This window comes from Streptomyces sp. NPDC047072 (assembly GCF_040643855.1).
Lineage (GTDB): Bacteria > Actinomycetota > Actinomycetes > Streptomycetales > Streptomycetaceae > Streptomyces.
Window position 1 is genome coordinate 28,011 of sequence record NZ_JBEYVC010000026.1, and the last position, 18,154, is coordinate 46,164.

Annotated in this window: 17 protein-coding genes; 6 read left to right on the forward strand and 11 right to left on the reverse strand. The window is 71.0% G+C overall.

The window, feature by feature from the left end; genetic code table 11:
- Window positions 1–76 precede the first annotated feature (76 nt).
- Window positions 77–379 (forward strand): hypothetical protein, encoded by a 303-nt coding sequence (locus tag ABZ896_RS14435; RefSeq protein ID WP_360927257.1) that lies wholly within the window; start codon window positions 77–79, stop codon window positions 377–379.
- A 61-nt stretch (window positions 380–440) separates the two neighbouring features.
- Window positions 441–1,532, forward strand: a complete 1,092-nt coding sequence (locus ABZ896_RS14440) for an ionic transporter y4hA (RefSeq protein WP_360927260.1) — start codon at window positions 441–443, stop codon at window positions 1,530–1,532.
- Here the strand turns inward: ABZ896_RS14440 and ABZ896_RS14445 are convergent.
- A complete protein-coding gene (locus tag ABZ896_RS14445; protein WP_360927263.1) occupies window positions 1,522–2,793 on the reverse strand; it encodes an MFS transporter in 1,272 nt (423 codons plus the stop codon). The genes ABZ896_RS14440 and ABZ896_RS14445 overlap by 11 nt on opposite strands.
- Before the next feature lie 86 nt (window positions 2,794–2,879).
- Window positions 2,880–3,926 (reverse strand): S66 peptidase family protein, encoded by a 1,047-nt coding sequence (locus ABZ896_RS14450; RefSeq protein WP_360927266.1) that lies wholly within the window; start codon window positions 3,924–3,926, stop codon window positions 2,880–2,882.
- A gap of 85 nt (window positions 3,927–4,011) precedes the next feature.
- On the opposite strand from ABZ896_RS14450, the gene aroQ reads away from it, so the two are divergent.
- The gene (gene aroQ, locus ABZ896_RS14455; protein ID WP_360927269.1) at window positions 4,012–4,485 is read left to right on the forward strand and encodes a type II 3-dehydroquinate dehydratase; all 474 of its coding nucleotides are present in this window, start codon (window positions 4,012–4,014) and stop codon (window positions 4,483–4,485) included.
- A 68-nt stretch (window positions 4,486–4,553) separates the two neighbouring features.
- Here the strand turns inward: aroQ and ABZ896_RS14460 are convergent, their stop codons facing one another.
- From ABZ896_RS14460 to ABZ896_RS14480, 5 genes are all read right to left on the reverse strand, one after another.
- Window positions 4,554–5,282 (reverse strand): amino acid ABC transporter ATP-binding protein, encoded by a 729-nt coding sequence (locus ABZ896_RS14460; RefSeq protein ID WP_360927399.1) that lies wholly within the window; start codon window positions 5,280–5,282, stop codon window positions 4,554–4,556.
- 62 nt (window positions 5,283–5,344) lie between these two features.
- On the reverse strand, window positions 5,345–6,238 hold the full coding sequence (locus ABZ896_RS14465) for an amino acid ABC transporter permease (RefSeq protein WP_360927272.1): 894 nt from the start codon (window positions 6,236–6,238) through the stop codon (window positions 5,345–5,347).
- Window positions 6,235–7,119: an ABC transporter substrate-binding protein gene (locus ABZ896_RS14470; RefSeq protein WP_360927275.1), complete on the reverse strand. Its 885-nt coding sequence runs from the start codon at window positions 7,117–7,119 to the stop codon at window positions 6,235–6,237. Before ABZ896_RS14470 ends, ABZ896_RS14465 begins: the two co-directional genes overlap by 4 nt.
- Window positions 7,120–7,435: 316 nt before the next feature.
- Entirely contained in the window at window positions 7,436–8,092 is a 657-nt protein-coding gene (locus ABZ896_RS14475) for an MBL fold metallo-hydrolase (protein WP_360927278.1), read from the reverse strand.
- 9 nt (window positions 8,093–8,101) lie between these two features.
- Window positions 8,102–8,788 carry a maleylpyruvate isomerase family mycothiol-dependent enzyme gene (locus ABZ896_RS14480; RefSeq protein ID WP_360927280.1) on the reverse strand — a complete coding sequence of 229 codons (687 nt, stop codon included), beginning with the start codon at window positions 8,786–8,788 and terminating at the stop codon, window positions 8,102–8,104.
- Window positions 8,789–9,018: 230 nt separating this feature from the next.
- Here ABZ896_RS14480 and uvrA point away from each other — a divergent pair, with 230 nt between their 5' ends.
- Both uvrA and ABZ896_RS14490 read left to right on the forward strand, forming a co-directional pair.
- Window positions 9,019–12,033: an excinuclease ABC subunit UvrA gene (gene uvrA, locus ABZ896_RS14485; protein ID WP_360927283.1), complete on the forward strand. Its 3,015-nt coding sequence runs from the start codon at window positions 9,019–9,021 to the stop codon at window positions 12,031–12,033.
- A gap of 142 nt (window positions 12,034–12,175) precedes the next feature.
- Window positions 12,176–12,745, forward strand: a complete 570-nt coding sequence (locus ABZ896_RS14490; RefSeq protein ID WP_360927286.1) for a hypothetical protein — start codon at window positions 12,176–12,178, stop codon at window positions 12,743–12,745.
- Here the strand turns inward: ABZ896_RS14490 and ABZ896_RS14495 are convergent.
- From ABZ896_RS14495 to ABZ896_RS14510, 4 genes are all read right to left on the reverse strand, one after another.
- Entirely contained in the window at window positions 12,701–13,606 is a 906-nt protein-coding gene (locus tag ABZ896_RS14495) for a carbohydrate kinase (protein ID WP_360927289.1), read from the reverse strand. The genes ABZ896_RS14490 and ABZ896_RS14495 overlap by 45 nt on opposite strands.
- On the reverse strand, window positions 13,587–14,687 hold the full coding sequence (locus ABZ896_RS14500; protein WP_360927292.1) for a LacI family DNA-binding transcriptional regulator: 1,101 nt from the start codon (window positions 14,685–14,687) through the stop codon (window positions 13,587–13,589). Before ABZ896_RS14500 ends, ABZ896_RS14495 begins: the two co-directional genes overlap by 20 nt.
- A 176-nt stretch (window positions 14,688–14,863) precedes the next feature.
- Complete coding sequence (locus ABZ896_RS14505) at window positions 14,864–15,820, reverse strand: hypothetical protein (RefSeq protein WP_360927295.1); 957 nt, start codon at window positions 15,818–15,820, stop codon at window positions 14,864–14,866.
- Window positions 15,821–16,026: 206 nt separating this feature from the next.
- Entirely contained in the window at window positions 16,027–16,401 is a 375-nt protein-coding gene (locus ABZ896_RS14510; protein ID WP_360927298.1) for a response regulator, read from the reverse strand.
- 200 nt (window positions 16,402–16,601) lie between these two features.
- Here ABZ896_RS14510 and ABZ896_RS14515 point away from each other — a divergent pair, with 200 nt between their 5' ends.
- On the forward strand, window positions 16,602–17,981 hold the full coding sequence (locus ABZ896_RS14515) for a sugar ABC transporter substrate-binding protein (RefSeq protein ID WP_360927301.1): 1,380 nt from the start codon (window positions 16,602–16,604) through the stop codon (window positions 17,979–17,981).
- Window positions 17,982–18,154: the final 173 nt, after the last annotated feature.

Below are 18,154 nucleotides of genomic sequence, written 5' to 3' on the forward strand. Positions count from 1 at the left end.
AACCACCACCAGGAGCGGTGCGCGGCGAATTGCCGAGCACCGCTTCCGGTGCTTCGTTGGAGTCATGGACGCACCGATGAAGTTTGTGCAGATCGTCGACTTCGAGACCGATCGCTTCGAGGAGATGCGGCAGTTCGCCGAGGAGACGGACCAGCGGCTCGCCGGCCGCTCCGGCGGGCCCACCCGCCGCCTCGTGCTGCGGGACCGCAACAAACCCGGCCACTGTCTCGTGGTGATCGAGTTCGACTCGTACGAGGAGGCCATGCGCAACAGCAACGACCCCGAGACCACCAAGTTCGCGGAACACATGGCCACGCTGTGCACCCGGCCGCCGTCCTTCACCGACTGCGACGTCGTGGACAAGACCGAGTTCCAGTGACCCGTCAGGGCCCCGCGCTCCCCGGAGTGCGGGGCCCTGTGCCCTCTGCGACGATCGCCGCATGATGGCTCGGCTCACGACCCGGTGGACGTCCGTCGTACCGGCGCTCGCGGTCGTCCTGCTGGCGTTCACCTGGGGGCGCGATCTGCCCGGCGCGGTCGTGGCCCTCGTGACGCTGGTCCTGGCGGGGGCCGTGCTGGCCGCCGTGCACCACGCCGAGGTGGTCGCCCACCGGGTCGGCGAACCGTTCGGCTCGCTGGTCCTCGCCGTCGCCGTCACGATCATCGAGGTCGCTCTGATCGTCACCCTGATGGCGGACGGCGGCGACAAGAGTTCCACCCTGGCCCGGGACACGGTCTTCGCGGCCGTCATGATCACCTGCAACGGCATTGTCGGCATCAGCCTCCTGGTGGCCTCCCTGCGCCACGGCACCGCGGTCTTCAACCCCGAGGGCACCGGCGCCGCCCTCGCCACGGTCGCCACCCTGGCCACGCTCAGCCTGGTGCTGCCGACGTTCACGACGAGCAAGCCCGGCCCGGAGTTCTCGGGTGTCCAGCTGACCTTCGCCGCGCTGTCCTCGCTGATCCTGTACGGCCTCTTCGTGGCGACCCAGACGGTGCGGCACCGCGACTACTTCCTCCCCATCACCCGCCAGGGCGAGGTCATCACCGTCGACGACCACGCCGACGCGCCCACCGCCCGCACCGCCCTGATCAGCCTGGGGCTGCTCGGCCTGGCCCTGATCGGCGTGGTCGGCCTGGCCAAGGGGGTGTCGCCGACGATCGAGTCCGGGGTGTCCAAGGCCGGGCTCCCGCACGCCGTCGTCGGTGTGATCATCGCGCTGCTGGTGCTGCTGCCCGAGACCATCGCCGCCCTGCGATCCGCGCGCCGCGACCGGGTGCAGACGAGCCTCAACCTCGCGCTCGGTTCGGCCATGGCCAGCATCGGCCTGACGATCCCCGCCGTAGCCCTGGCCTCGATCTGGCTCTCCGGTCCGCTGGTCCTCGGCCTCGGCGCCACCCACATGGTGCTGCTGGCCCTGACCGTGGTGGTCAGCTCCCTGACCGTCGTCCCCGGCCGGGCCACACCTCTCCAGGGCGGCGTCCACCTGGTGCTGTTCGCCGCCTATCTGGAGCTGGCGATCAATCCGTGACCGGCTCCGCGACCGTCACCGGGACCGGCCGCGTCTCCGGCAGCAGCGCGAAGCAGCCGAGGCTCAGCAGCGCGATCCCCGTCAGATACGCGCCCACGCCCCACGGCACCCGTCCGCCCCGCTCCACCAGCGCCGTCGCCACGATCGGCGTGAGCGCGCCCCCGAGGACCCCGCCGAGGTTGTAGCCGACCGCGGCACCCGTGCAGCGCACCCGCGGCTCGTACAGCTCGGGCAGATAGGCGGCGATCACCGCGAACATCGTGATGAACGCGACCATCGCGCCCAGGAAGCCGACGAACATCGGCAACGGTTGCCCGGTCGCGAGGAGCGCCACCATCGGGAACATCCACAGCGCGGCGCCCGCGCACCCGGCCAGACACAGCGGCCGTCGCCCGTACCGGTCGCCGAGCAGCGCCATCAGCGGGGTGAGTGAGCCCTTCACCAGGACCGCGCCCATGATGCAGGGGAGCATGACGGTACGGCTCACCCCGAGCCGTTCGGTCGCATAGGCGAGGGACCAGGTCGTGACGGCGTAGAAGATCGCGTACCCGACGGCGAGCGCACCGGCGGTCAGTAGAACGAGCCGCCAATGGTCGCGTACGACCTCGGCGAGCGGCACGCGCGCGTGGTCGTCGAGTTCCAGGAACCGCGGGCTCTCCGTGAGGGAGGAACGCAGCCAAAGGCCGACCACGGCGAGTACTCCGGCCGCCCAGAACGGCACGCGCCATCCCCACGCCGCGAACTGGGTCTCGGACAGCGTGGCCGACAGCGCGAGCACCACACCATTGGCGAGCAGGAAGCCCAGCGCGGGCCCCATCTGCGGGAAGCTTGACCACAGGGCACGCCGTTCTGCGGGGGCGTGCTCCGCGGTGAGGAGCGCGGCCCCGCCCCACTCCCCGCCGAGCCCCAGCCCCTGGAGGAAGCGCAGCACCAGGAGCAGCACCGGAGCGGCCACCCCGATCGTGTCGTACGTCGGCACGCAGCCGACCGCGACGGTCGCACCGCCGGTCAGCAGCAGGGAGGCCACGAGCACCGGCCGTCGCCCGCGCCGGTCCCCGATGTGCCCGAACAGCACCGAGCCGAGCGGCCGCGCGACGAACCCCACGCCGAACGTCCCGAAGGCGGCCAGTGTCCCCGCCAGCGGCGAGAAGGTCGGGAAGAACAGCGGCCCCAGGATCAGCGCGGCGGCCGTCCCGTAGACGAAGAAGTCGTAGAACTCGATGGCCGTCCCGGCGAGCGAGGCGGCCGCGAGCCGTGGCATGGAGGGCGCCCTTACGGTGCGTACGTCGTGCATGCCGCGTCAACTACCCACCGTGATCAGGGGTTACGGGGGCGCGCGGGGGCGGGTCAGTACGTGACGGTGATGCGCCGCGCGGGGCCGTCGACGCGGACCGTGCCGCCGTAGGGGAGGACGAGTTGGGGGTCGGTGTGGCCGAAGTCCACGTCGAAGACGATCGGAGTGTCGGGGGCGTACATACGCATGGCCCGCAGGACCGCCTCGCGCTGTTCGGCGGCGTAACGGGCGCCCTCCTCCGGGCTGTTGGGGCGCTCGAAGGACCAGGTCTTCGGGCGGCCCATCAACAGGGCGGAGAAGCGGTGCAGAAACCCGCGCTCGCCCATGTTGCGCAGGGTGCGGAAGACCTCGACACCGCTCGGCATCTCCTCCGAGGTCTCCAGGAGCAGCACGTCGCCGTCGTACTCGCCGAGTTCCCGCGCGATCTCGCGGTCGGCCATCAGATGCCAGGCCAGGATCTCCAGACAGCCGCCCCAACTGCGCCCCTCGGCCACGCGGTCGGCGTTCACCCAGGTCCAGCCGTCGCCCGGCCTGGTGGCCGGCTCCTCCTCGAAGGTGGCCGGGTCGGCCCAGTCGCGGTTGACGTCGTTCCAGCGCTCGGCGGGGCGCAGGTCGTAGGGGCCGGTGGTGAACAGGGCGGCCCGCAGGGAGTCGGCCGTCAGCGGGTTCATGGCCACCGGGCGGCCGAGCGCGGTCATCACCGTCGCGCCGTGGTAGCCGACGATCCCGGTGGTGCGCAGGAAGGCGAGCAGGCTCGTGTTGTCGCTCATGCCGAAGAACGGCTTCGGGTTCGCCCGGATCAACTCCCGGTCCAGGAACGGCAGGACGGTGATCTGGTCGTCGCCCCCGATGGACGCCATGACCGCCTTGACGTCCGGATCGGCGAAGGCGGCATGGATGTCCGCGGCGCGTTCTCGCGGCGTCGAGCCCATCGTGCGGGTCGTCGGATACTCGACCGGCTCCAGCCCGAACTCCTTGCGCAGCCGCTCCAGGCCGAGGTCGAAGGGGCGCGGGAAGAGCCCCGGCAGACCGGCGGAGGGCGAGATCACGGCGATGCGGTCACCGGGCACGGGCTTGGGCGGGTACGAGATCGTCGTCATCCCCGGAGGGTACGGGCCGTCCCGCGCGCGGTGCACCGTGATAAACCGGGTCCGAGCAGCCCGCCCGCACCGGACCGGAGGAACCGTGCCCCGCACCCTGGCCAACGCCCCGATCATGATTCTCAACGGCCCCAACCTGAACCTGCTCGGGCAGCGTCAGCCGGAGATCTACGGCAAGGACACGCTGGCCGACGTCGAGGCGATGTGTGCCAAGGCGGCGGCCGCGCACGGCGGCACGGTCGACCTCCGGCAGTCCAACCACGAGGGCGAGCTGGTCGACTGGATCCACGAGGCACGCCTCGACCACTGCGGGATCGTCATCAACCCGGGCGCCTACTCGCACACCTCGGTCGCGATCCTGGACGCGCTCAACACCTGCGACGGCCTGCCGGTGTTGGAGGTCCACATCTCCAACATCCACCAGCGGGAGTCCTTCCGGCACCACTCCTACGTGTCGCTGCGCGCGAACGGGGTCATCGCGGGGTGCGGTGTGCAGGGATACGTGTTCGCGGTGGAGCGGGTCGCGGCGCTGGTGGGGGCGGCGCAGGCGGACGTGTAAGGACCGGTGTCCAGGAGGGGCGGTCCTTACAGCAGTCGTTATAGACGCCCCTCTTAAAGGCGTCCCTCTTAAAGGCGCCCCGCCTCCACGATCCGCCGCAGGAAGCGCTGTGTGCGCTCCTGCTGCGGGTCGCCGAAGATCCGCTCGGCGCTCCCGCGCTCCAGCACCACCCCTCCGTCCAGGAAACAGACCTGGTCGGCGACCTCCCGCGCGAAGCCCATCTCGTGCGTGGCGAGCACCATGGTCATGCCCTCGCCCTTCAGGTCGCGCACGACGTTCAGGACCTCACCGACCAGCTCCGGGTCGAGGGCGGCGGTGATCTCGTCGAGCAGCAGCAGCCGGGGCCGTACGGCGAGGGCGCGCACGATCGCCACACGCTGCTGCTGGCCGCCGCTGAGCCGGTCCGGGTACTCGTCGGCCTTCCCGCCGAGCCCGAGCCGCTCCAGGAGCTCCCGGGCGTGCCGCTCGGCCTCCTCGCGGGCCACGCCGTGCACCCGGCGCGGGGCGAGCGTGATGTTCTCCAGGACGGTCATGTGCGGGAAGAGGTTGTACGCCTGGAAGACCACGCCGATACGGCGCCGTACCGCGTCCTGGTCGACGCGCGGGTCCGTGATCTCCTCGCCGTCCAGCCAGATCGCCCCGTCGTCGATCTCCTCCAGGAGGTTCGCGCACCGCAGGAGCGTCGACTTGCCGGAGCCGGAGGCGCCGATCAGCGCGGTCACGGTGTGCGGGGCGACCTCCAGATCGACGTCCCGCAGGACGACCGAGGTGCCGAAGGTCTTGCGGACGGACTCCATCCGCAGCACCGGTCCGCCTGCCGGCACCGTCTTGTCCGCGAGCACCGCTGCGTCTGCGTCGCTCATGCGATTCCTCCCTGGGCCCGGCGGCGGTCCATCCGCGCGGTCACCCAGTCCGTGAAGCGGGTCATCGGGATGGTCAGCGCGACGAAGACCAGGCCGGCGACGATGTACGACGTGTAGTTCATGCTGCGCTGGGCGATGATGTCGGCCGCCCGCACGGCGTCGATCGCGCCGCCGATCGACACCAGTCCGGTGTCCTTCTGGAGGGACACCAGGTCGTTCAGGAGCGGCGGCACCTGGCGGCGGACAGCTTGGGGCAGCACCACGTGCCGCAGCGCCTGGCGGTTCGTCAGGCCCAGCGAGCGGGCCGCCGCGCGCTGCGAGGGATGCACGGACTCGATCCCGGCGCGGAACACCTCCGCCACGTACGCCGAGTACGTCAGCGTCAGCGCCGTACCGCCGAGCCAGACGGGATCGACGGTGACCCCTTGGAGCCGCAGCGCGGGCACGCCGAAGATCACGATCATCAGGTTGATGATGAGCGGAAGGCCCCGGAAGAAGTCCGTATAGGCGGCCGCCAGCGCGCGCACCGGGAAGAACACGGGCCCGGGGAGGGTGCGGGCGACGGCGATCAGCATGCCGAACACGAGCACCAGCACACCGCAGATCAGCAGCAGCCGGACGTTGAGCCACAGCCCTTCGAGGACCTTGGGGAAGGCCTCGCGCGCGTACTGCGCGTCGAAGAACGTCTCCTTGGTGCGCGGCCAGCCCGGCGCGCTGACCACGACCACGTACAGGACGACGGCCGTGACCAGCGTCGACAGCGCGGCTATCGCGGTCGCACGACGGGCCCGGGCCCGCTTGTGCCGCTCGCGGTCCAGGCGGCGCTGCGAGGGGACGTACGGGTCCTCCACGCCCGGCACGGTGTCCGGAGCGCCCTTGGCGAGCCTCACTTGAGCACCGGCGCGTCGACGGCGTCGGACAGCCACTGCTGCTCCAGCTTCGCCAGCGTGCCGTCCTTGCGCAGGGCGTCCACGGCCGACGACACGCACGAGGTGAGGGCGCTGCCCTTGTCGAGGACGAGCCCGAACTGCTCGGGCGTGCCGCCCTGGTTCTCGAACTGGCCCACGATCTCGGCGTCCGTCACCTGCGCCGAGGTGATGTAGAAGGCGGTCGGCAGGTCGACGACGATCGCGTCCACCTGGCCGTTCTTGAGCGCGGAGACGGCCTGGTCGTTCTTGGAGTAGACGGCTGCCTCCTGCGTCGGCTTCACCACGTCCTGGATGTAGTTCAGGCTCGTCGTACCGACCTGGGCGCCCAGCTTCAGGCTCTTGAGGTCCGCGATGCTGGTGGCCTTCGCGGCCTTGCCGCTCTTGAGGGCGACGACCGCCTGGCGGACGTCGTAGTAGCCGGAGGAGAAGTCCACGGCCTTCTTGCGCTCGGCGCTGATCGACACCTGGTTGATGTCGAAGTCGAAGGTCTTCACGCCGGGCGCGAAGGCCTTGTTGAACGGGACGCGCTGCCAGACGACGGCGCTCTTGTCGTAGCCGAGCTGCTGCGCCACGGCGTAGGCGACCGCCGACTCGAAGCCCTCACCATTGGTGGGCTTGTCGTCCTTGAACCAGGGCTCGTAACCGGGTTCGTCGGTCGCGATCGTGAGCTTGCCCGAGGTCTTGGTGGCCAGCTTGCCCTTGGCGCAGGTGGTGCCGGTCGATCCAGAAGCCTTGGCGGACGCGTCGTCATCGGGCTGCGGGGCGCAGCCGACGGCGGTGGCGAGCAGGGCGATGGTGGCGGCGGCGACAGCGCGGCGCAGGGTGCGCGGGGCAAGGTGCATGGCGGGAGATTGACAGTACGGCGTCCCGTTTGTCGAGGTCACGACGGTAATTGTCCGTATATTGGGAACGCGTGTTGCATTCCTGCGAACGCTTTTCGGACAGAACGCCGGGGCCGCCGGCCGAGGGCGGGGATCGAAAGACCGGCGGCCCGTACCGCGCAGGAGCCGTCTTCCTGTGCGGGGCTGCTCCCAGTTGACTGCGCAACCACGTGTGCCGGGAGCGCGCGTATGGCACCGGCGTGTGTGAAGGGTTCACACGGGGCGCGTGCGCGGAACGGGCGCGGGGCGCACGGGAGTTGGGTTCACCACCGGGGTGTCACCACCCGCGCGCGTGCCACTCCGGCAGATGCGGTCGCTCCGCGCCCAGCGTCGTGTCGTTGCCGTGCCCCGGATACACCCAGGTCTCGTCCGGCAGCACGTCGAAGATCTTCGTCTCGACGTCGTGGATCAGGCTGGCGAACGCCTCCGGATCCTTACGGGTGTTGCCCACACCACCCGGGAACAGGCAGTCCCCGGTGAACACATGAGGGTGGCCGTGGGGGTCGTCGTAGACGAGGGCGATCGAGCCCGGGGTGTGACCGACGAGGTGGCGTGCGGTCAGCTCCACGCGCCCCACGCGGATGGTGTCGCCGTCGTCGACGAGGACGTCGGTCGGTACGGGGATGCCCTCGGCGTCCGCGCGTCCGGCGTACGTACGCGCGCGCGTGGCCGCGACGACGGAGGCGAGCGCCTGCCAGTGGTCGCCGTGCTGGTGCGTGGTGACGACGGACGCGATGCCGTCGTCACCGATGGAACCGAGCAGGGTGTCCGCGTCGTTGGCGGCGTCGATCAGCAGTTGCTCGTCGGTGGCCCGGCAGCGCAGCAGATAGGCGTTGTTGTCCATCGGGCCGACCGCGATCTTGGTGATCATCAGGTCCTTGAGCTCGTGCACGTCGGCGGGGCCGCCGACCGTCACCTGTCCGCTGTACGTCATGGCGGCAGCCTATAGCGGCGGCAGCGAGGGAAGGGGGCCGCCGTCGACCCTCAGCGCCGAGCCGTCCCGGCGGCCGGCGAGCCAGCCGAGGAGGTCGGCCGAGCGGCCGCTGACGAAGAGCGCGGGATCTCCGTCGCGGCCCGTCGGGATGCGGCGACCGTCGTTCTCCTCGATCAGGAGGGCGGGTACGTCGGGATGCCCCCTGAACCGCTCCGCCAGGAAGTTGATCTCGCGCTGCGTGAACTCCTCCGGCAGGTCCTCCAGGCCGTAGCCGATCCCGAGGTCCACGTGGTGCAGTTCGACCTCGGTCCAGCGCCGGAACGGCACCCGGGCGGCCTCGTCCGTGACGCCGTTGCGGAGCTCGACCGTGCGCGACCAGTCCGCCGGGACATCCCCGACCGCCTGGAAGCGGGCCGCGCTCGCGCGCAGGTCGGCGAGGTGGACGTCGAGGGCGCGCGGGGCGTCCCGCTCGATGTCGGCGTCCCGTGCCTCCCCGGACGGGTACATGGGACGCCCCTCCAGGACGTTCAGGAGGGCGTCGGCGTTACGCGCCAGGTGAGCGAGGACGTGCCCGCGACTCCAGCCCGGCAGCCGTGACGGCTCGGCCGCCGACGCGTTGTCCATCTTGGCGACTGCGACGAGCAGCCGGTCGGTCGCACCACGTACAGACGCCAGGTCATGAGCGTGATCAATCATGGTGCTGACCCTAGCCCCGCCACCCCTTTGGGTGAAGGTGGTGAAGCAGTGCCGTAAATCGAATGTGCGTGCTATAGGGTCGGCTGCGGCGTCGGGCATGCTGGATGGCCGGGGATTGTTATGCCTCCCGGGGAATCCGACCGGCGTTGTCAGTGGCTCCCCCTAGTCTGAGAAAGCACGGGGGCCCCGCCCCTGTCACTCCTCTCAAGCCAAGAAAGGTGCGGACCGGCGTGGCCGACCGTCTCATCGTCCGTGGCGCGCGCGAGCACAACCTGAAGAACGTCTCGCTCGATCTGCCCCGCGACTCGCTCATCGTCTTCACGGGCCTGTCCGGTTCGGGCAAGTCCTCCCTGGCCTTCGACACCATCTTCGCCGAGGGCCAGCGCCGCTACGTGGAGTCGCTCTCCTCGTACGCCCGCCAGTTCCTCGGCCAGATGGACAAGCCGGACGTCGACTTCATCGAGGGTCTCTCGCCCGCCGTCTCCATCGACCAGAAGTCGACCTCGCGCAACCCGCGCTCGACGGTCGGCACCATCACCGAGGTCTACGACTACCTCCGGCTGCTCTTCGCGCGCATCGGCAAGCCGCACTGCCCCGAGTGCTCCCGCCCGATCTCCCGCCAGTCGCCGCAGGCCATCGTCGACCGCGTCCTGGAGCTGCCCGAGGGGAGCCGTTTCCAGGTGCTCTCGCCGCTGGTGCGGGAGCGCAAGGGCGAGTTCGTCGACCTCTTCGCCGACCTCCAGACCAAGGGCTACTCCCGCGCGCGGGTGGACGGCGAGACCGTCCAGCTCTCCAACCCGCCCACGCTGAAGAAGCAGGAGAAGCACACCATCGAGGTGGTCGTCGACCGCCTCACGGTGAAGGACTCCGCCAAGCGCCGCCTCACGGACTCCGTGGAGACCGCTCTGGGCCTCTCCGGTGGCATGGTCGTGCTCGACTTCGTCGACCTCCCCGAGGACGACCCCGAGCGCGAGCGCATGTTCTCGGAGCACCTGTACTGCCCGTACGACGACCTGTCCTTCGAGGAGCTGGAGCCCCGCTCCTTCTCCTTCAACTCGCCCTTCGGCGCCTGCCCCGAGTGCACCGGCATCGGCACGCGCATGGAGGTCGACCCGGAGCTGATCGTCCCGGACGAGGACAAGTCCCTCGACGAGGGCGCCATCCACCCCTGGTCGCACGGCCACACCAAGGACTACTTCGGCCGCCTGATCGGCGCCCTCGCGGACGCCCTCGGATTCCGTACGGACATCCCCTTCGCGGGCCTTCCGCAGCGCGCCAAGAAGGCCCTGCTGTACGGCCACAAGACGCAGATCGAGGTCCGGTACCGCAACCGGTACGGCCGCGAGCGGGTCTACACGACGCCCTTCGAAGGCGCCGTGCCCTTCGTCAAGCGCCGGCACAGCGAGTCGGAGTCCGACGCCAGCCGGGAGCGCTTCGAGGGCTACATGCGCGAGGTGCCCTGCCCCACCTGTGAGGGCACCCGCCTCAAGCCGATCGTCCTCGCGGTCACCGTCATGGGGAAGTCGATCGCCGAGGTCTCCGGCATGTCCATCAGCGACTGCGCGGACTTCCTGGGCGAGCTGAAGCTGACCGCCCGCGACAAGAAGATCGCCGAGCGCGTGCTCAAGGAGGTCAACGAACGGCTGAAGTTCCTGGTCGACGTCGGCCTGGACTACCTCTCGCTGAACCGCGCGGCCGGCACCCTCTCCGGCGGCGAGGCCCAGCGCATCCGCCTGGCCACCCAGATCGGTTCCGGACTCGTCGGCGTCCTGTACGTCCTCGACGAGCCGTCCATCGGCCTGCACCAGCGCGACAACCACCGGCTGATCGAGACCCTGGTCCGGCTGCGGGACATGGGCAACACGCTCATCGTCGTCGAGCACGACGAGGACACCATCAAGGTCGCCGACTGGGTCGTCGACATCGGCCCCGGCGCGGGTGAGCACGGCGGCAAGGTCGTGCACAGCGGCTCCCTGAAGGAGCTGCTCACCAACGACGAGTCGCAGACCGGCCAGTACCTCTCCGGCCGGAAGTCGATCCCGCTCCCGGACATCCGCCGCCCCCTGGACCCGTCCCGACGGCTCACGGTGCACGGCGCCCGGGAGAACAACCTGCGGGACATCGACGTCTCCTTCCCGCTGGGCGTGTTCACCGCGGTCACCGGCGTCTCCGGCTCCGGCAAGTCCACGCTGGTCAACGACATCCTGTACACCCACCTGGCGCGCGAGCTCAACGGCGCCCGGAGCGTTCCGGGACGGCACACGCGCGTGGACGGCGACGACCTCGTCGACAAGGTCGTCCACGTCGACCAGTCGCCCATCGGCCGCACCCCGCGGTCCAACCCGGCGACGTACACCGGCGTCTTCGACCACGTCCGCAAGCTGTTCGCCGAGACCACCGAGGCGAAGGTCCGCGGCTACCTGCCCGGCCGCTTCTCCTTCAACGTCAAGGGCGGCCGCTGCGAGAACTGCGCGGGCGACGGCACCATCAAGATCGAGATGAACTTCCTCCCGGACGTCTACGTCCCGTGCGAGGTCTGCCACGGCGCCCGCTACAACCGGGAGACCCTGGAGGTCCACTACAAGGGCAAGTCCATCGCCGACGTCCTGAACATGCCGATCGAGGAGGCCACCGGCTTCTTCGAGGTGGTCCCCGCGATCGCCCGCCACCTCAACACCCTCAAGGACGTCGGCCTCGGCTACGTCCGGCTGGGGCAGGCCGCGACCACCCTGTCCGGCGGCGAGGCCCAGCGGGTGAAGCTCGCGAGCGAGCTCCAGAAGCGCTCCACCGGCCGTACGGTCTACGTCCTCGACGAGCCGACCACCGGTCTGCACTTCGAGGACATCAGCAAGCTGCTGAAGGTCCTGTCCGGGCTGGTCGACAAGGGCAACACGGTCATCGTCATCGAGCACAACCTCGACGTGATCAAGACCGCCGACTGGATCGTCGACATGGGCCCCGAGGGCGGCGCGGGTGGCGGTCTCGTGGTCGCCGAGGGCACGCCCGAGGAGGTCGCGGGCGTCCCGGCCAGCCACACCGGCAAGTTCCTGCGCGAGATCCTCGGCGCCGACCGGGTCAGCGACGCAGCGCAGGTGCCGGCGCCGCGCAAGAGGGCGGCGGCGAAGAAGGCGGTCGCGGCCGGGTCGACGGCGAAGAAGACGGCGACGGCCAGGAGTGCAGCCGGTACCGGGGCGGCGAAGAAGGCGGCGCCTGCGAAGAAGACAACGCGCACGCGCAAGTCCTGACGCACCCCGGGGTGCCCGGCGCCGATCTTGTCGAGGGCCGGGCACTCAGGGGTGGCAGCTCCACTGAAGGGGCGCGGGGTCCGTGTGGCTCCGCCGCGACGGGGCGACCAGCCATACCGCGACGCTGCGCCATCGTGACCACGTGATCGTGCTCTTCACGGGCAGACGCCCGTCCGGTCCGGGCGGGCCGTTCCCGGACGCGGCGGTGCCGTGGCTCGGCGGACGCCTGGAGCTGCTCCTCGCGGGCCTGCGACAGCGGCTCGTCGTCAGCTCGGCGGCACTCCGCGCCGGCGCGCGGGCCGATCTCCTCCTCACCGAGAACCCCGACGCGTTCGTGACGGCCTCGGTGGCGGACAAGGGAGTCGTCGCCGTCACCGGCGGCCACCGCGAGGGCGAGGACCACACCGAGTCGCTGGCGGAGGCCGCCGAGCGACGGGGCCACCTGGTGTTGTGCCTCGATCCGGCGGCGGACACCTGGCACCGGATCCTCGTCCCCGCCCTCCTCGCCGCCGGACACCGGCCGATCCGCGCCGCCGACGCGCCCACCACCATCGCCGTGGTCGTGACCGGCCTCGCCGGGCGTCCCACGGCCGGGTCGGTTCTTCCCCTGCTCGCCACGGTGGGCGAACCTCCGTGTTCTACGACGCCGTATCGCGCTCTCGCTCGCTCAGAACAGCTCCGACGCGTACGGCGGCTGCGCTCCCGCCCGTGAGCAGGTGATCGCGGCGGCGCGGGCCGCGAGGCGGAGCAGGTCGGTCCAGCCGTGCGGGCCGAGACCCGCGAGCCCCTCGGCGGACAGCGCGTCCCGGGTCGCAAGGCCGTGCAGCAGGGCCGCGTTCACCGTGTCACCGGCGCCGATCGTGTCCACGACGTCCACCTTCTCGCCCGGCACGGAGTGCACACCGCCGTCCCGGGTGAACGCGGTCAGCCCGTCGCCGCCCTGGGTGATCACGACGGCCGAGGGGCCCGCGTCGAGCCAATCGCGCGGGGTGCCGCCCAGCCACAGGGCGTCCTCCTCCGAGAGCTTGAGCAGCGACACCGACGGCAGCCAGCTCCTGAACCGGGCCCGGTAGGCGTCCGGGTCGGGGATGAGCCCGGTCCGGATGTTCGGGTCGAGCGCGGTGAACAGGCCCTGCGCCGAGGCCCGTCGCATCAAATCCTCGTAGGCGCTCGCCCCGGGCTCCAGGACGAGTGAGCAGGTGCCGAAGGACACCGCGCGCGTGCCGGCGGGGAGTGCGGCGGGCGCGGAGAACAGCCGGTCGGCGGTGCCGTCCACGTAGAAGGAGTACGCGGCCGAACCGTCCGCGCCGATCGTGGCGACCGCGAGCGTCGTGGGCTCGGCACCGCGCTGTACGGCGGTCACGTCCACCCCCGCCTCCCGCAGCGCGTCGAGCAGCGCCTCGCCGAAGGCGTCGTACGACGTGCGGGAGCAGAACGCGGTGGGGGAGCCGAGCCGGCCGAGCGCCACGGCCGTGTTGTACGGCCCGCCGCCGAGCGCCGGCTTCAGCTCCGCGAGGGCGCCCGGGCCCTGCGGCACCAGGTCGATCAGGGCCTCACCGGCGACGACGATCACGAGACGTTCCTTTCTCGAACTGCGAGGACTGGGAGGGCTGAGAGGGCTGTGAGGACAGCGGAGGTTCCGGACAGCCGCACGACGTCCGGTGGACGAAGGTGCACGGCAGCCGCCGCGTCCGCGCGGGCGTGTCCGGCGCGGCGAGGCGTTCCAGCAGAACCCGGACCGCCTCCGCGCCGATCTCCCGGCTGGGCTGGGCGATCGCGGTGAGCCGGGGCGAGAACAGGTCCGCCCAGGCGAAGTCGTCGAAGCAGCACAGCGCGACGTCGTCCGGCACGGACAGCCCGTGCTCGCGCAGGGCCCGCAACGCCCCGATGGTCATCGCGTTGTTGGCGGTGACCAGCGCGGTGGGCGGCGCGGCGAGGGAGAGCAGCTCGGCGGTGGCCGTCTCCGCGCCGTCCGACCGGGAGTCGCCGTGCACCACGAGCCGCTCGTCGTGGGCGTATCCGGCGGCGGCAAGGCCCTGCCGGTATCCGGCGATCCGCTCGTGCGTGGTGCTGAGCCCGGGCAGGCCGGCCACCAGGCCGATGCGCCGGTGACCGAGTTCCGCGAGGTGGGTGACCAGCCGGGCCATCGGTGCGGCGCTCTCGGCGCACACCTGGTCGAAGCGGTGCGGTTCGCGCGCGTCGGCCGGGTCGACCACCCGGTCGAGGAACACGGTCGGCACCTGGTGGCGCCCGAGATAGGCGAGGAGTTCACGCGGATCCGCCGAGGGCGCGACGATCATGCCGTCCACCCGGCGCTCGTGCAGGAGCTGTACGACCTTGCGTTCGTGGCCGGGGTCGTCGTGCGGGTCGGCGATGAGCAGGCTGTAGCCGTGTTCCAGGGCGCGCGCCTCGACGCCCTGGAGGATCTCCGTGAAGTACGGGTTGCTGATCGCCGACACCGCGAGCCCGATGGAGCGGGTGCGGGAGGTGACCAGGGAACGGGCCAGGGTGTTGGGGGTGTAGCCGAGTTCGTCGACCGCGTCCAGCACCGCCTGGCGGGTGTGGGGGAGGACCGGCCGGGTGTCGTTGAGGACGTGCGAGACGGTCGCCACCGAGACGCCCGCGGCGCGCGCCACATCGGCCATGGTCGGCATCGGGTCCCCTCCCGGAACGGCTCACGGGCCGCTCGGAGTGGCCCAGGCCTCCCGGAACGGTGGCCCACGGCCGGGACGGTATCCCATCCGGAGACGCGCGTAAACGCTTGCGCAAACGTTTACGTCCTGTCACCGACCGGCACCGGCACCGGCACCGGCCTGGACCCCGCGCCCCCTCACTCCCACTCCCACGCGATCCCCACCACCCCCGACCGCACCCGAGGCTCGACCAGGTGCACCGAGTGGTGCCGGCCGGTCAGGGCGAGTTCCTGGCGGTTGCTGCGGGGCGCCGCGGGGGAGTGCTGGGTGAAGCGGTGGCAGCGGGCCGGCAGCGCGTTCTCGTCGAAGCGGACCTGGAGCGCGTACTGTCCGCCGGGCGTCCCGAAGTCGCGGACGTACTCGCGGGAGACCCCGGCCGTGCCGTCCTCTACGCAGTAGCGGAAGAGGAACGTGTCGCCCGCCCGCAACCGGGTGTCGAAGAGGAGTTCCGCCACGAGCACCCCGGTCCCGCGGTGCGCCCGCACGCGCCCCGTACGGCAGTTCTCCAGCGCGTGCACGGTCATGTGCTCCGGCACGCACTCCGGGTCGCCCTGGTGGACGGCCATGAAGCGGTCGACGCCCTCCCGGTGGGCGCGCACGATGTGGTGCGACTCGCGGCTGAGCAGCTCGCGACGGGCCCCGACCGCTATCCGCTCGTGGTGGCCGAGCGTGTGCAGCCCGCCGTCGAGCGGGACGTCCAGCTCGGCCAGCAGCTGGGCGAGGATGTCCGAGGCCGCGACGACCGCGCGGTACGAGCGCGCCGCGGTCCGGCTCGTCGCCGAGCGGTCCTCGCTCTCCGCCAGCAGCCGGATCAGCGACTCCTCCGGCAGATGCAGGATCTCCTCCAGCGCCCGCACGGCCCGCAGCGACTCCGGGCGCTGCGGGCGCCGGGCGCCCTGCTGCCAGTAACTCAGGCTGGTGACACCGACCTTGACCCCGTACCGCGACAGATGGTGCTGGACACGCTGCAGCGGCAGCCCCCGGGCGGCGATCGCGGCGCGCAGCGCCACATGGAAGGGGCCGCCGCGCAGGGCCGTCTCCAGTTCCGCGGCGGCGATGCCGGCGACGTCCGCGTGCTGTGTGGCGTGCGGCATGCAGGGGCCTTTCTGTGAGGGTCCCGGGCGGCTGGTCAGACCGTCGGCGAGGGTGTTCCGGGGTCGTCCGCGGCGGGGAGTTCTTCACATCCGTACGCCGCCGTTCCCGACCCCGAGTTCCCCCGCATTGAAGCGTGTCGACCCATCTCCGACAACACCTGACGCCGAACAGCAGTGCGTATGCGCCCCGGTGGCCGTCAAAGGGCTCAAGTCGGCCTGTTCCGGCCGTCGTTGCCGAGCAGTTCCGTGATCGCCCGTGCCGACAGGGCCGACTTGGGCAGGAACCCGCGGGCCGGACTGCCGTCGACCAGTTCCTCGAAGTCCTCCAACGCGTGCGTGGAGATCAGGATGATGACGGCGGAGACGCTGCGGGCCAGCTCCACCGCCACGTCGAAGCCGCTCTCGCCGCCGAGGTCGAGATCGACCAGGACGACGTCCGGGGTCAGTTCGGCGGCCCGGACCAGTGCCTCCGCACCGGACAGGGCGACGCCGACGACAGGTATCCCGTCGCGTTCCAGCAGACTCCGTGCGGCCTCCAGGAACCGGATGCTGTCATCGACGAGAAGACAGCGCATGGACATGCGGACAGGGTCCCAACAGGCAGGTGATTGCGCTTTCCGGCTACCTGGAAAGAGCCGACGTCTCCAGGTGCCGGTAATCCGCCCAAGTCCGTTGCCCGACCGCCCGGTTGCCGCTCACCCAGCGCAGCGGCACGTCACCGGGGGTAGCATGTGGGCTGCCCTGGGGAGGCCGCGGACGTCCGGTCGAGTGGGGGTGCGTGATGAGGGTGCCGCTCGGAAGGTTCGCAAGGGGCCGGAGGCTTCGCGCCCTGGTCCCGGCGCTGGTGGGCGCCGCCCTGCTGCTCGCCGCCTGCGGCGGGGGCGGCGGCGACAAGGGGGACAGGGCGCGCACCGACACGACCTGCGACGGCAGGATCGACGGCACCGCGCATGTCACGGTGTGGTTCCACGCCGGGCCGAGCGCCGAGTACAACACACTGCGCAGCCAGGTACGGGACTTCAACCGCTCCCAGAAGCAGGTGAGGGTCGAGGTCGTCACGCTCCCGGAGCAGCGGCCGTACAACGAACTGGTGCTCTCCGCGGCGGCCAGCGGCGACCTGCCCGACCTGCTCGACTTCGACGGGCCGCGGCTCTACAGCTACGCCTGGTCCGGCAAGCTCAAGCCGATCGACTCCTGCGTACCGGACGCCCTGAGGAAGGACCTCCTGCCGTCGATCCGCCGACAGGGCACCTATGGAGGGCGGTTGTACGGCATCGGCACCTTCGACTCCGGACTCGGTCTCTATGTGCGGCCGTCGGTCATGAAGAAGGCCGGCATCCGCATCCCCGAGAGCGCCCAGGACGCCTGGAGCGCCGAGGAGTTCACCCGGATCCTGCGCACGCTGCGCAAGGCGGGCTACCGGTATCCGCTCGACATGGGGCTCGTGTACGCGAAGCCCGGCGAGGAGTGGAACACGTACGGCTTCGCGCCGGCCGTGTGGTCGGCGGGCGGTGACCTGATCCAGCCCAGGACCTTCCGCACGGCCGACGGCTATCTCAACGGTCCCGGGGCCGTCCGGGCGCTCACCCTCATGCAGAGCTGGGTGAGGGAAGGGCTGGTCGAACCCGGGAAGGGCGACGACCAGGCGTTCAGCAAGGGGCGCAGTGTCATCTCCTGGACCGGCCACTGGTGGTACCCGGACTACACCAAGGCGCACCCAGGCGACGTGGCGATCGTGCCGCTGCCCGACTTCGGGAGGGGTACCGTGACCGGAATGGGCTCCTGGCAGTGGGGTGTCACCTCGGGGCGGGCCGACGGCGACGCCGTATGGCGCTTCCTCGCCTATCTGTTGAAGCCCGAGCAGGTGCACCGGATGACCGAGGCCAATGGGGCCGTTCCGGCGACCAGTAGTGCGGTGAAGCTCTCGCCGGAGTACGGCGAGGGCGGCGCCGAGCACCTGTTCATCGAGCAGTTGACGGACGGCGTCGCCCGGCCGCGGCCGCAGACGCCCGCCTATCCGGCGATCACCGAGGCGTTCTCGCGGGCCTTCCCGAAGATCATGCTCGACCTCGCCCCGGTGAAGGCCACCCTGGACGAGGCGGTCGCGGCCGTCGACAAGGACCTTGCCGCACACGACGGTTACCCGGCGAACGGCTCCTGAGCCGACGGGCCGCCCGGAGAAGGGCCCCCGGAGGCGCATGGACGGCAACGGAGTTGACGGGCATCCTGAAGAAGCTGTTCCCGCCGGAGCGCACGCGTTCCGGCCACTCGCCCGGCGCCGGCGGAAGGGGGTGTCGCACATGTCGCCGTCCACCAGCGCGACACCCGGAAGCG